The organism is Scytonema sp. NUACC21, assembly GCF_054684315.1.
In genome coordinates this window covers 104,253-117,999 of sequence record NZ_BAAFZH010000085.1, presented here as the reverse complement: position 1 = coordinate 117,999, position 13,747 = coordinate 104,253, and the positions used below count along the sequence as shown (strand labels likewise).

Genomic DNA, 13,747 nt, shown 5'->3' with positions numbered 1-13,747 from the left:
TCTAACCATTGTTAGTCGTATTTGGGTAGCTCTGATATGAGTCGATCGACAAAACCTCTTAATTGCTCTTGCCAGTTGGGAACTGCCTTGAGTTTCTCCCGTTGATATGCATCGACCTTTAAAGCAAATAGGTTTGTTGAAAAACGTAACTTAGCAATTAAATTGTCCAACAATTAAATTACAGTTACTCACCCCCGAAATTTGAGCCTTCCACGTTGGAGCAAAACTGCAATCGCTCTCACTAACTCTTCTGGCTCTACAGGTTTTGTAATGTGGGTTTGAAATCCGACCTGAAGCGCCCGCCTCCGATCCGCTTCTGCGGCATAGGCAGTCAGTGCAATGGCTGGGATCGTTCCACCTTGATTGGGTGGTCGAGATCGAATCTGCTGAAGCAGCATATAACCGTCCATCTCAGCCATTCCAATATCAGTTACCAGCACATCGGGAATCAATTGTTCCAGTGCAAGCAATGCTTTTAAGCCAGAAGCAACAGCTGTCACCCGTGCCCCGCTTTGTTCCAATAAAAACGCTTGAAACTCACGGGTATCCGGCTCATCGTCTACCAGCAAAATGTGAATGCCTTCTAGTGGTAGTTCTGCATTAGTTTGGAACTGGACAGGTTCAAATACCATGGATGTTGCCCGTTGCATTGTTGGCAATTGCACAATGAAGGTTGCACCTTGCCCTTCACCTTGGCTCTCTGCCCGCACGGTTCCCCCATGCATTTCTACAATTTGTCGCACGATCGCCAGTCCCAATCCCAACCCACCAAATTTGCGTGTCGTTGAGCCGTCTTCTTGCCGAAAATACTCAAACACATGAGGCAAAAACTGCGGATTGATGCCTTTGCCTGTATCTATGACTCGAATTTGTGCCAGCCCGTCGAGTTGCCGCAGTTCAACGGTTACTTCTCCACCATTAGACGTGAACTTGATAGCATTGCTGAGCAAATTCCACATCACTTGCTGCAATCGAGCAGCATCACCAGAAACAGGAGCAATCTCTGTATCGAAATTAAGTGTGATTTGAAGATTTTTTGCCTCTGCTGCCAATCGCACGGTTTCTACAGCCGCAGAAATCACAAAGGTCAAACTAACAGGAGCTACGGTTAACGATAGTTTGCCTTGCATGATGCGGGAGATATCGAGCAAGTCTTCAATTAATTGCGTTTGTAGTTTGACGTTACGTTCGATCGTGTTTAAAGCCTCTCGTTGACGGACAGAATCGAGGTTGCCGTTCTGTAATAATCGAGTCCAACCGAGGATGGGGTTGAGGGGCGATCGCAATTCATGGGACAGCACTGCCAGAAATTCATCTTTGATGCGGTTTGCTCGTTCTGCTTCTTCTCGCGCTGCCTGTTCGCGTTCTAAAATTTGTTTGCGTTCCGCTTCAGTCTGTCGCTGTTCAATCAGGTCGGCAGCTTGACGTGCCAACAGATCCAGAAAACGGAGTTCTTGCTCAGTCGGTCGGTGATGTTTACGCCAGTGCGTGGAAACTATACCAATCCGTCTACCTGAACGGCTGATGAGCGGAGTAGATTGTGCAGAAATCAACCCAGTGTTTAGATGTAGACGGAGAGATCCTTCAGGGTCTTCGCTTTCTGGTACATCAAAATCCACAAAGGCACGCTTACCCGTTGCTAGAACCAAGCCACAAGACGTGATTGAACTGGCAGTTACTCGCTGGAAACGATCGCTAACGGTTCTATCGATCCCCTGGATGGCAATCAGCACTAGCTCTTGGGTCGATTCATCCAGCGCCTGAATTGAACCGGCATCTGCCCGTGTGAGGGTAATTGCAGTAGAGACAATTTCGTCGTAAAGCACCTGAATGTTGTCTTCAGCAATCAGTTGTGCGCTCAAGTCGCGCAATAGCCGGGTATTTTCAAGGTCATTGGTGATGATGGCTTCAGCAAGTTTGCGATCGTCTTCGACGCGCTTGCGATCGCTAATATCTTTGAATACGATCGCTACTTTTCGGTCTTCCGGTTGTCCGGTGCGGCAGGCATAGACATCAAACCACCGGTTCATCGGCGCAGAACGATTCTCGAAGCGAACGGGTTCACCCGTCAATGCAACTGAGCCATAGGTTTCAATCCAAAAGTCTTCTAGATCTGGCACTAACTGACGTGCTGTTTTACCAACGGCTTGTTGCAATCCGGTTTGTTGCTCAAACACTGGATTAATTTCTAAGAAGCGGTAATCAACTGGCGTGTCGTTCTCGTCAAACAGCATCTCGACGATGCAAAAACCTTCGTCGATCGACTCAAACAGCGTGCGGTATTTTGCTTCTGACTCGCGCAGGGCGGCTTCAGCATAGGCACGTTCAACGGCTGCCCAAGTTCGTTCTGCGGTTTCTTCAACCAGTTTGACCTCGGTTTCTGTCCATTGACGCGGTGTGGATTGTTGAACTGCAAGCAGGGCAACGAATTGATTATTTTTAAGCAGTGGCACATCAACGTGTGCAGCAATATCAATCTCACGGTATCGCGTCTTCTGGGCGTCCGTATATTTTGGATTATTGGGAATATCGGTTACAACTTGGGTGTGCCCAGCCTGATGATCGGCACTCAGGTTGCGTCGGTAGTCCTCCAAGCGGTATCGTCCGCTCAACTGGGCTACACCATTGGTGTAGTTGCAATGAACGATGACCTCCTCACCACCCGACACGACTTCGATGTAAATGACACGAGTTGCCCCTAGAAATTCACCCAAAATGCGAGCGGCAATCGCTTGTATCTCTGAAGCATCGGTGAGCGGACGAAGCGCATCCGTAAGTTTTACTCGGAACGCATTGAGTTGATTGGCTTGGTGTAAAGCGGCTTCGGCAGAGCTATCCTGTTGCTCTTCAGCATCTTGCTGCGTCTTTTCGGGTGGCTGCGCTCGTTCGAGTTCAGTCAGTAGGATCTGCACCGCTGTTTTCAGGTCGTCTGACCAGGTTTCGATAGCACCTAATGGCGTTTGCGACCAATCGTGCGCTTGCAGCAAAGCCCCCAACTGACCGCCTCCAACAAACAAATTCTCAGCTATTGCCTTAGATTCCTCTGCCCTCATGCGTTCAGTGCCTTATGGAAAGTATTTCCCTCGCATTTCAAAGCAGCGTTCCCGTAAAGTGGCATCGGATGACTCCGATAGCTGATTCAACAGCATATCAATTTGCTTGAGGGCTAAAGGAGAGGGAGTGGTATGTCCGTTTTCCCAGCGATTAATCGTTGGGAATGTGACGCTCAATTGAACCGCAAACTTCTCCTGGGTCAGCTTTAGGGTTTGCCGAAGCTCTCGAATCAATTGACTGATGGCTGGCTGCTCAATACTGACGTATTGCTGGTGAAACGCCATACTGCTCACAATTTATAAAATACTTTATATAATTTTTGATAATTTCAACAAAAAAGCAATATATCTCAAGGCACAAGTTGTTATTTAGTAAACTCGTATTTCAACAATTCAAATTTAAAGCTTACGAATTAAAGCGAAGCGACTTGGGGGCAACCAAATGTCTCTATATCCCCCATTCCGCACCCCAACTATCACAAGCGGGAATTACTGAACGAAATCTCTAAAAAAGAATAAAATTATACTGTTTTACCCAGAAAAACAGATGAGAAAGTGCTATTGCCAAGTTGACTTGTTTCTAAAACATTTGTCGCAATGATACATCTTCCAGCACTTAGACAATCCTGATTAATTTTATTTTCATCCTTCGTGATTGTTGCTGATATTTGATAAACAGCAGATGATGAGGTTAGAGATGCTTGTAGTTCTGGCGTTATTACCGTGACTTTATGTTTCTCAATTTGATGATATTTGAAATTTTGAGAGAGTTTTAATAATGCTTTAACTGCATCCGCAGAATTTTCCTCAGCAATTCTGTCTCAATTTTTCTATATTTCTTTTGAGAAAACTTAAATTTTTTTATTTCTTTTATTTTCGTGACTCAATCCTCACTAAGGTTGAGCGATCTCCTAGGACGATAAATATACACCAGATTTTCCATCAGACTCGTTGTGTAGTTTATCACTCTTCCAATTGGCGATCGCAATAGCTTCCCTTAAGTTGAATATCATCTTGCAACAAAAGCTCACCCTTTTCCTTGCTCCCACACTCAAGGAGAAAACACCGTATTGATTCAATTCTTTTATACCTTTTTCATGACCAACCTAGCTGGTAAATCCATTTACTTAAATCAAAATCTGTCTCTATTACCACTTTGGTATGAGCTTTTTACTTAAATTGCATCCAGACATTTGAGCAACTGTTTTTCCCCAAAAATTTCAGTAGCGTTCCTGGTCTTCTACTTACTGCCACCAACTGCTTACATTCAATTTGGCTTAGAATCGCTCAAACCCTCAGCTGGACTTACATTCAACTCTTTGAGTTCCTGTATCAATTCCTACATTTTTCTCAGAAACTTTGAGATTTTTTTCATCTGTTGTACTATATAGTTTCCGGTGTTTAGTAATTTTGTACTCGTCTGACTGCCATTGTTGCTTCCCCCCCTCAGTATGCAAGCAACGCCTCAATGCTCAATGATATCAAGCTCACAAACCATTGCTAGATCGGGGTTTCCCCTGTTTGTCTATCTCTTACATACTTACTGCCATTTTGCTGCTTCCATTCTTATACTTGTTGCCATCCACTGCTTCCACTTCGGGCAAGAATTCCTCTTTGGTACAACCTCATCATAGGCATTTCCAGCTTTCTTACTGCCATCCACTGCTTCCACCTCATTGTCATCCTGTGGGTAAAGTGACAGGTCTTATCTTTGCGATCGCAAACAAAATTTCAATCCCGTTGCCGGGAGTCGCTAAGTTTCAAGTTGGCGATTTTTCATCTCCTTCGGCTCGGTCACGTAGTTTCAATCCCGTTGCCGGGAGTCGCTAAGTTTCAAGGACAATGTCAATCGCCCCAGCAGAACGTGCAACGTGTTTCAATCCCGTTGCCGGGAGTCGCTAAGTTTCAAGCACAGTCTGAAACACGCTTTGGCTGGGCTAGTGCTGCGTTTCAATCCCGTTGCCGGGAATCGCTAAGTTTCAAGACCCGATATTTCCCATTGGGGCTGCCTCTCTTTTTAAGTTTCAATCCCGTTGCCAGGAATCGCTAAGTTTCAAGTTGGGTGGGTATGACTAGAGATAAAAAAGGTAGGTTGTTTCAATCCCGTTGCCAGGAATCGCTAAGTTTCAAGTGTTGTATCACCCAATACAATTAGGGAAAGAGCAAGTTTCAATCCCGTTGCCAGGAATCGCTAAGTTTCAAGTTTTATTCTTTAATTGAGCTGCTAATCCTTCAATCTTGTTTCAATCCCGTTGCCAGGAATCGCTAAGTTTCAAGTTGCTGAAGTTTACGACGATTGTATAAGTAACGTCTTTGGTTTCAATCCCGTTGCCAGGAATCGCTAAGTTTCAAGTCCGCCATCTGAAACCCTGACAGAGCAAGGATTCTACCAGCCATTTTGGCAGATCGCAAAAATGACCTCATTTGCGGCTTGCTTATTGACATAAGATGTCAATAGCCCCGAATCTCAAAACGCTGTAACTATTAAATTGTCTAGGTTCTGGCGATTTTGGCAGAACCCCCCTGGTTTTAGCCACCCAACCTACGTTCTGCGTTCATCCTGAGATTGTGTTGGGTTTCGTTCCTCAACCCAACCTACGTTCTACTATTGCACAAGAATTTGCTTGAGGAATTCTCGGTCACTGGGGTATCGAAAATTGCCTCCATTGGGTTAATTATAATTATCGTGATAATATTGTTACTGTTTTCAAACAGGAGGGCATAATAAGTAATTTTGCTGAAATACTTATTTTAAGTTGATGTGACCGAGCTCGTGCCATAAACGTAAATCAAAAGGTTAATAATGACTACTTTAACTATGCGTTCCTATGGTGGGGAAGGTGATTTAGAAGCGATCGCCGACCTCTTTAGTGCCTGTGAACTCGTCGATAAACTGAATGAAAACGTATCAGTTCCCGAACTGCGTCAAGCACTTAACAAGCTATCATTGGATAAAGACTGTGGTCTTTGCATTTGGGAAGATACAGATGGTCAGCTAATAGGTTGTGGTTGGGTGTCGGTTCTACCGTTGGTTGGCGATGTCATTGAGGTCTATGTTGGGTCCCGCATCCACCCCAAAGTAAGAGGCGAAAATCTGGAGAGGAAAATCATTGCTTGGAGTGAAGCTCAGACTCGCTCTGTCAGCCAAGAGCATGGTGTACGGGCAAAACTGCGCTCTAGCATACGCGCAGAAAAAGCCGATGAGATTGCTGTGTTTGAAGATAGCGGATTTACGGCTGAGCGATACTTTGTTTCAATGGCGCGATCGCTTACCATAACTATACCTCAAGCCCAATTTCCAGATGGCTTCACGTTGCGCCAAGTCAGAGGCTTAGAAGATAACCAGTCCTGGGTGGATCTGTTCAACGAGTCGTTTATCGATCACTGGAATCACCCCCAGTTTACGCTTGAGGAGAACCTTCAGTGTTTATCTGACTCAAACTACAGACCTGAATTAGATTTGGTAGCTGTTGCAGCAGATGGTATGTTTGCAGCTTTCTGCCGTTGTTGGATTAATTCGGAGCGCAACAATCGTAGTGGACGTTCAGAAGGCTACATCCGCAGTCTCGGTACACGCCCCGGCTTTCGCCAAATGGGACTGGGACGAGCCGTGTTACTTGCCGGAATGCAACGATTAAAAGCTGCTGGTATGAGTATAGTAACGCTTGATGTCGATGTTAATAATCCTAACGGTGCATTGCAACTGTATGAATCGGTTGGTTTTTCCAAGGCTTTCACCCAGATTACGTTTGTAAAGGATATTTAGCGTGTTTTAAATGTGTGAATAGTCGCTTTATTTTGCGCTCCTACACAGCAGATGCGATCGCATAGCATATGATTTGGTTACAGTTTGTTGGTGTCTATCAAGGAATTAATACTACAATGTCAGCCACAAACAGCAATTAACCCACTGCCTTACCATTTACGAGTAAACACCAATATTGAAAAACTTTTGGGAACAATTGTATAGAAATTACGTCATCTCTGTCTTTCGTTACTGTTCAATTTGTGCGATTTAGCGTTACAAGAAGAATAACGTGGAACAATTGCATATTCTTCCCGTGTCATAGTGAGTTAACCCTCGGAATACGCCTAGAGGTAGGTTGAAAAAAGGTCAGAAACAATCTCAGTGACAGCACGTCATAAAAACTAACAAGACACGAAAGGACCCTGCTCTATGACTCGTTTTATTCGTTGGAAATCAGGTGCTTCTGCACTTATGGCATTGGCTATTACAACAGGTACTATTGCACCAATGTTCACATTGGCTCCTGCTAATGCACAAATTATACGCAATCAAAACAGAACAGTTTCCATTCCCGCTGGAGTTACCATTCCTGTCAGCTACGAAAAAGAAAAAATTCTAGTCACTCCTGATGAAAAGGCACCAATCACTCTCAAGGTGGCAAGAAATATAGTCGATCGCTCTAGCAATGTCTTAATTCCTGAAGGAACGGAAATTGTCGGACAATTGCAACCTGCAACCAGAAGGGGAGAAAAAGGAACTCGTTTTGAAGCACAAGAGCTCGTATTCCCAAATGGCGATCGTCAGTCTATTAATGCAACTTCTCAAGTTGTGACTGACAAAGAAAAAATTCGCAAAGGTGCCGACTCAGGTAAAATTTTACAAGACGCAGCTATCGGTGCTGGTGCTGCCAGTGTGATTTCACTGCTGACAGGTAACCGCAGAATTGAAGCTCTAGAACCTATTATTGGTGCTGGTGCTGGTGCTGTCGCAAGTATTCTACTGCGGAAGAAAGAAGCTGAAGTTGTTGTTGTTAGACCGGAAGAAGGGGATTTAGACCTCACATTGCGCTCTAATTTGCAATTATCTCGCAGATATGATAGGAACGACAATTACAACAACTACTAGACTTAACTCAATTTTAAGTCGTGAATCTAATCTTTAGGAGTTGCGATCGCGCCCCCATCTTGAGGCTGCGATCGCTTGATTTTTGTTAGCCATTGCCAGATAATTTCCGTACTCATACTCAGACAAAGCGATTTTGCATTGATTTATACTTGGAACGCAACTAGAGAACAACCAGGGTTGCTACTGCTACTAAAAATACGGGACAAAAGCCAGTAGCTCATAAAAGACTATTCCCATGCAGAATCTGGGAATAAAGTAGATGATTTTATCGCCGTGCATCTTCCAAACATCTCTAGACCGAGACGTTACTATTTCCCGATTTGCTTTTGAAGTCATTCCGTATGTTTGAAGATGCATTTATCTAATTTGTTGATTCTTCTGCAACTATTTTATCAGGGTCACGTCTTGCTATTTAATTGGTTTTAAACAGGGTATATTTATCAGTCAAGAGTGAATACTAAACAGGTAATATTTTTTTATTTATAGCTGATAGTTAACTAATGATTGATAGCCATTAAATAATAAACAGAGCATCGACCATTAATCTGAAAATTCAGATTCTCCCAGTTTTTTTACCGATATTTCGGTCTTTTTTAGAAAGAAAACTGGATTTTAGTCTCACATTTGAATACTGAACTAACGTTCTACAAAATGGAACTTTTGGATTCAAAAATAGTCCTACTAACTAACAGAAAGAACAAAATTGTTGGGGAGCAAGAATAAAATGTTTGGTCATTCTCGTTGGCAGGCTGGATGTGCAGCATTCATGACCTTGGGTATTACAGCCGGTACTATCGCACCCTTAGTTACACCTACAGCCTCTTTAGCTCAAACAAGCTTTTCAGACGTTTCATACAACTATTGGGCATCTCAGTTTATTCAGGAACTAGCACAGCGAGGCGTCATTGCTGGATTTCCTGATGGTACTTTCCGCCCAGACCAACCGGTCACACGGGCTCAATTTGCAGCCATGATCCGCAAAGCTTTCCAAAAGGCTCCAGAACGGCAGGCAGTTAGATTTTACGATGTGCCAAGCAATTACTGGGCTTACATGGCAATTAATGAAGCCTATATTGCTGGTTTCTTATCTGGTTATCCCGGCAATCGTTTTGAGCCCAACCAAAATATTCCCCGCCAGCAGGTGTTGGTTTCATTGGCTAACGGTCTGGATTATACTGCTACCAACAGTACTGAAAGTACTTTGCAGTTTTACAACGATGCCTACGATATTGCTAGCTATGCCCGTACTCCCGTCGCTGCTGCAACAGAGAAGCGAATGGTGGTTAACTACCCCAATGTGAAATTCCTCAGACCACAAGAAGTTGCAACACGGGCACAGGTAGCAGCCTTTATCTATCAAGCGCTGGTAACTACCGGTCAAGTATCGGCAATCAACTCGCCCTACATCGTCGCCGGTGCCAACACAACTCCACCAAAACCCGTAGCAGTGACAATTCCTGAAGGAACTGTGATTCCCGTTAAATATGATAAGGCAGATAAAATTCTGGTCACTAAGGATGAAACAGCACCTTTGACTCTGACTGTGTCTCAAAACGTGGTCACTGATAGAGGCACTTTGGTCATTCCTGCAGGTAGCCAAGTTCTGGGTAAACTCAAACCTGCTAAAACCGGTTCTCAATTTGTGGCTGAAAAACTGGTTCTAACTAACGGTCAAGAATATCAATTGAGCGCCACTTCTGAGGTCATTACCAAGACCGAAACCATCAAAAAAGGTACTAGCGCAACTGCGGTTGTGAAGAATGCCGCATTGGGCGCAGGTGCGGCGGCGGCAGTTTCTGCGGTGACTGGCGATCGCGCTATCGCAACCGAAGAAGTTTTGGGTGGTGCGGCGATCGGTGGATTGATTGGTTTATTCTTCGGTAAGAAGAGTGTTGACCTAGTCGTTATTAACCCAGATACCGACCTGCAAATGACTGTGGAGAGAAATTTGCAGATTTCGCTCAGGTAGTGATTTGTCCTTTGTCATAAGTCATTTGTCCTTTGTATTGTCAAGGACCAAGTAGGGTGGGCACTGCCCACCGTTAGTAGAGTTGGTGGGCACTGCCCTCAGGTAGTGATTTGTCCTTTGTATTGTCAAGGACCAAGTAGGGTGGGCACTGCCCACCGTTAGTAGAGTTGGTGGGCACTGCCCACCCTACAAACTAACTACTTTCGTCTCTACTTCTGGCAACCAAATCATAAAGGTAGTTCCAGGGGCATTGGGTGATGTAATAGCGGAGTTTAACGCAGGGCTGAAAACTTGAATTTCGCCCTGCATTTGTTCTATGAGTTGTTTGGCTATGGCTAACCCCAAGCCCGTACCGGGAATTGCAGTTTGAGCTTGTACTCCCCGGTAATGTCTTTCGCCAAGGTGCTTTAAATCTTCTGCTGGAATGCCAGGACCGGTATCGCTGATGGCGATGCCTTGGAATGATGGTTTTTCTTGCCCTGCTTGTATCAAAATTTGCCCGCCTGCAGGGGTGTATTTTAATGCGTTATCAAGAATATTGTTCAGTACTTCCTGTAATGACTTACAGTTAACACGTACTAAAGGTAAATGAGGTGGAATTTCTACTACTAATCGTAAATTTCTTTCTTGAGCAATTGCACTAGCGGAAACTAATAGTGGTTCTAAAATATCTACGATTGAGCACTCAATTTCTTTGTCTCCCGTTCCTGGTAACAAGAGTGGCGCTTTTTGGTCTTTTTGGACACCTGCTTCTACATAGGCTTCTTGTGCTGGCAATGTGACTGGACCTAAATCTTCTGCGGTCAGGTCAATAACTTCATCAAACTTTTGTAACAATTCTTTGAGGCGATCGCTTTCCCTGACGATACTATTTGCCACTTCTTGGTTAGCATCCCCTGGACGCAAGCGCTTTAACAAAAGTTTACCAAAAGTTCGCAATGCAGTTAATGGGTTGCGGAACTGGTGCAGTAAATTATCCAACAAGTCCTGTTGTTTTTCTTGTAAGATTTGCTGTTGGTGCAGCTGCTGCTGCAACCAAGCTCGACGTCTGTCTAGAACACAAGCTAGGGATATTGTTTGGGCAACACGTTCGAGTTCACCCCGTTCCCGTTCATTCCATTCTCGATCTTCCCTAACAGTCATAAGCAGCCCTAACATCATATCCTCATGGATGAGAGGCAAAACGATTTGGTCGCCCCCAATTAGGTACTCTTCAGCAAAATGCGATGGCGGTGCGTCGGCTGCTGTGGTTTCCCGCTTGGGAGCTGGAAATTCTTCTGCCGCTTTTAATAACTTTCGATTTTGACGGGTTCCTCGTAAATCCACTAAATTAAGCGTAGGTGAATGTGAAATTCCCTCTATGACGGTCTGGGCTGCTGCGTAGGAATCCTTATCGGGGCTTGAAACAGAAATAGGTAACACCAGGGTGTTAGCTTGTTGCTGTTCTACTGCCGTCTCTGGATAAAACACCATAGGAATTAGCTTCACTTCGCGTGCTGTCGAAGCCTGTACCAATTCTTGTGTTAAATAAACAACACTCAATGATGCCTCTAGCCCTTGGGCCAACAGTGCCAACTGCTCTCGGCATAGTGCAACAAACTCAGAACTGGTAGACGTTAACATTGCTCAGCTCTTATTTTTGTGAGTTACGAATAAGGGTAAGAAAAGGAACAGGGGAATATCCTTCATTAAAAAAAGCTTAACTCAATCTGACAGGTCTAGGTTCGTTCCAGGGTAAGACACTCCTTTATCTGTTGTAATTTTTTTCTCAGGAAAAATTAAATTTCTTGTATCAAAAGGTTAATAACTCTTGAACTTTTGAACTAGAACTTTTATAATTACGACGGATTTTGTAGCTATCACTACAATAATCTATTGCTTTCAAGAGGAGGAAAGAAGGTTGGCAAGGAGACGAAAAAGGAAAAGTCGTCGTCGCCAAGAAGGACGGCGGATTTTGGAGCACGTGCCCCAATATAGCATCGAAAGCGGCGAAGAGAAGCCTGTGACAGCAGCTAGAAAATTCATTCAAGCTGAGGGGATCTTGCCACCCGCGTTGTTACTAGTCAAGCGCAACGAACACACAACAGACCGTTACTTCTGGGCTGAGAAAGGGCTGTTTGGTGCTCAGTACGTTGAAGAAAATCACTTTTTATTTCCCAGCCTGAGAACGTTAGAACCTGCTCCAGGTCAAGAACCAATAGCTCTTGCTAGTCGTTGAATTATCAATGGCTATCCTAGAGTGTGAGTTAGACCCATGACAATCATTAACTGGCAAAAATGCTAGGTATATCAGTAATTTTCATGTTTTTTTAAGGAAGCAGTTTATTTGCCAGTGAGGAGCAAGCCTAATTTTGACAATCAACTCCTAGCAAACTACGTGTTTGTACAAAGAGCTGATGTTGTGTGCAAGAGTACATAAGAGAGGAGGAGAAAAGTTCCTGTTTCAAGCAAACCATAGATAGCTCTATTCAGAGCAATAGAGTTTCTCTCCACAATATGCAGGGAGAAACTGTAGAATCAGGAACGTTTTACCTCTTCTCCAAGTTCTTTTTAAAGAAAGTCACAAGTCTGTATCTCATTCTCTAGAGATAGTAACTAGCGTAGAGCGATGGTTTACTGCTTTTTTAGGCTTAAAGCCCTTTGAAGCTCAATGAGTTCATCACGGTGAGCTGTTACGGTCAATTTACTTGGGAGGTTTTCGTCGCTTTTGGTTTCTTCCAATTTCAACGAAACCTTCTCAAGTTTTCCAGCTTTTTTCCAATAGAAAGCACCACTTAAAGGTGAAAGTATTACTACTCCAAGGAAAACCTTGTTGAGGTTGGGGAATAGAAAAGATAGAACTAGTGATAGACAGAGAATACCAGCTGTTGCTAGAACAGTTAAAAATATAGCTAAAAACCAGCTAGGCTTAACATAACCTTCAAAAGTCACTTGGTTTTGTACTGGGTCTACCGCTGCCACTCGGTAAGACCGCGATTGAAAATAATCCCTTAATAAAGGCATTAAAGTATTTTCATCTTGCTCTGAAACCAGTTGCGCTGTTTCTGTACGGTCTTTTATAGAGGCACGAATGAAAAAAAATAACCCGACAGATAGTAGTAAGGTCAGCAGCAACGTGGATGGCAGAATAGCAGTATCCATAGCTTGATTGTCAATCTTCGATTGGAGGGGACTTATTCATTATCAAGTAACTGGGCTTAAGTCAACATAACTATTGCGGTAGTTAGTTAGAAGTTGGTGGTTAGCAGTCATAACAACTAACCACTAACTTCTAACTACTAACACTTCTCCCGTATATGTACTCTTGCCATAGACGAGCTAAATCCTCCGCTAGGGATTGCCATTCAGGCGAAACTTGATACATTCTCCTCGGACGTCCTCTTCCTTCGAGTTTCTTCCAATATCCAGTAATTGCCTTCTGGTCTTCGAGGAACTTAATCGCACTGTAAAGTACAGTATCAGAAAGCCTGTAGGTTGGATATTCGGTTTCCAATCGTTGGATCAACTCTGTGCCGTAGGATTCTCCTTGTAGTAGGACATACAAGATGTAACAAATAGCCAATTCTTGGCAAAGGTAAGTTGGGGGAGGATTTTCAAAGAACTTATATATATCCTCAAGTTTCATGGTAGTAAATGGCTAAAAAATGCCTAAGGGTCGAGCTTCTAATCCCATAAGAGAGTTTGAGATGCTACCCTGAAAATTCGTAAGAATATAGTGCTACTTAGGCTGTAATACCAAAGGGCAAAAGTCATATTTACAAAATACCTACGCATTTAAGTCGTAGGACGGATGCGCCATTTTTAGAGGTGCAAAATTTTGCACCCCTACCCAAGCTTTTGGCGTTGTGTTGA

General features: G+C 43.8%; 11 protein-coding genes, 1 pseudogene and 1 CRISPR repeat array. Of the genes and pseudogenes, 4 read left to right on the top strand and 8 right to left on the bottom strand.

Annotated elements, in window-relative coordinates:
* Positions 1 to 11: 11 nt before the first annotated feature.
* The 5 genes and pseudogenes from ACYRY3_RS20950 to ACYRY3_RS20930 all read right to left on the bottom strand — a co-directional run bounded on the left by ACYRY3_RS20950 (position 12) and on the right by ACYRY3_RS20930 (position 4,716).
* The gene (locus tag ACYRY3_RS20950) at positions 12 to 173 is read right to left on the bottom strand and encodes a hypothetical protein (RefSeq protein WP_460203546.1); all 162 of its coding nucleotides are present in this window, start codon (positions 171 to 173) and stop codon (positions 12 to 14) included.
* Positions 174 to 188: 15 nt separating this feature from the next.
* A complete protein-coding gene (locus tag ACYRY3_RS20945; protein ID WP_460203545.1) occupies positions 189 to 3,053 on the bottom strand; it encodes a hybrid sensor histidine kinase/response regulator in 2,865 nt (954 codons plus the stop codon).
* A gap of 12 nt (positions 3,054 to 3,065) precedes the next feature.
* Positions 3,066 to 3,338, bottom strand: coding sequence for a helix-turn-helix domain-containing protein (locus ACYRY3_RS20940; protein ID WP_460203544.1), 273 nt, complete (start codon positions 3,336 to 3,338; stop codon positions 3,066 to 3,068).
* 269 nt (positions 3,339 to 3,607) lie between these two features.
* A pseudogene (locus ACYRY3_RS20935) lies at positions 3,608 to 3,850 on the bottom strand (IS1634 family transposase); the annotation flags it as partial.
* Between the two features lie 743 nt (positions 3,851 to 4,593).
* Complete coding sequence (locus ACYRY3_RS20930; RefSeq protein ID WP_460203543.1) at positions 4,594 to 4,716, bottom strand: hypothetical protein; 123 nt, start codon at positions 4,714 to 4,716, stop codon at positions 4,594 to 4,596.
* 65 nt (positions 4,717 to 4,781) lie between these two features.
* A CRISPR array of direct repeats spans positions 4,782 to 5,407; the repeat unit is 38 nt; unit sequence GTTTCAATCCCGTTGCCAGGAATCGCTAAGTTTCAAGT.
* Between the two features lie 449 nt (positions 5,408 to 5,856).
* On the opposite strand from ACYRY3_RS20930, the gene ACYRY3_RS20925 reads away from it, so the two are divergent.
* The 3 genes from ACYRY3_RS20925 to ACYRY3_RS20915 all read left to right on the top strand — a co-directional run bounded on the left by ACYRY3_RS20925 (position 5,857) and on the right by ACYRY3_RS20915 (position 9,895).
* On the top strand, positions 5,857 to 6,819 hold the full coding sequence (locus tag ACYRY3_RS20925; protein WP_460203542.1) for a GNAT family N-acetyltransferase: 963 nt from the start codon (positions 5,857 to 5,859) through the stop codon (positions 6,817 to 6,819).
* Between the two features lie 411 nt (positions 6,820 to 7,230).
* Positions 7,231 to 7,926 (top strand): TraB/TrbI/VirB10 family type IV secretion system protein, encoded by a 696-nt coding sequence (locus ACYRY3_RS20920; RefSeq protein ID WP_460203541.1) that lies wholly within the window; start codon positions 7,231 to 7,233, stop codon positions 7,924 to 7,926.
* Positions 7,927 to 8,650: 724 nt separating this feature from the next.
* Positions 8,651 to 9,895 (top strand): S-layer homology domain-containing protein, encoded by a 1,245-nt coding sequence (locus tag ACYRY3_RS20915; protein WP_460203540.1) that lies wholly within the window; start codon positions 8,651 to 8,653, stop codon positions 9,893 to 9,895.
* A gap of 186 nt (positions 9,896 to 10,081) precedes the next feature.
* Here the strand turns inward: ACYRY3_RS20915 and ACYRY3_RS20910 are convergent, their stop codons facing one another.
* Positions 10,082 to 11,518 carry a sensor histidine kinase gene (locus ACYRY3_RS20910; RefSeq protein WP_460203539.1) on the bottom strand — a complete coding sequence of 479 codons (1,437 nt, stop codon included), beginning with the start codon at positions 11,516 to 11,518 and terminating at the stop codon, positions 10,082 to 10,084.
* A gap of 277 nt (positions 11,519 to 11,795) precedes the next feature.
* On the opposite strand from ACYRY3_RS20910, the gene ACYRY3_RS20905 reads away from it, so the two are divergent.
* Positions 11,796 to 12,113 carry a DUF3155 domain-containing protein gene (locus tag ACYRY3_RS20905; protein ID WP_460203538.1) on the top strand — a complete coding sequence of 106 codons (318 nt, stop codon included), beginning with the start codon at positions 11,796 to 11,798 and terminating at the stop codon, positions 12,111 to 12,113.
* Between the two features lie 395 nt (positions 12,114 to 12,508).
* On the opposite strand, the gene ACYRY3_RS20900 is transcribed toward ACYRY3_RS20905, so the two are convergent.
* Complete coding sequence (locus tag ACYRY3_RS20900) at positions 12,509 to 13,036, bottom strand: cofactor assembly of complex C subunit B (RefSeq protein WP_460203537.1); 528 nt, start codon at positions 13,034 to 13,036, stop codon at positions 12,509 to 12,511.
* Positions 13,037 to 13,166: 130 nt separating this feature from the next.
* Positions 13,167 to 13,520 carry a PadR family transcriptional regulator gene (locus ACYRY3_RS20895; protein ID WP_460203536.1) on the bottom strand — a complete coding sequence of 118 codons (354 nt, stop codon included), beginning with the start codon at positions 13,518 to 13,520 and terminating at the stop codon, positions 13,167 to 13,169.
* Between the last annotated feature and the right edge of the window lie 227 nt (positions 13,521 to 13,747).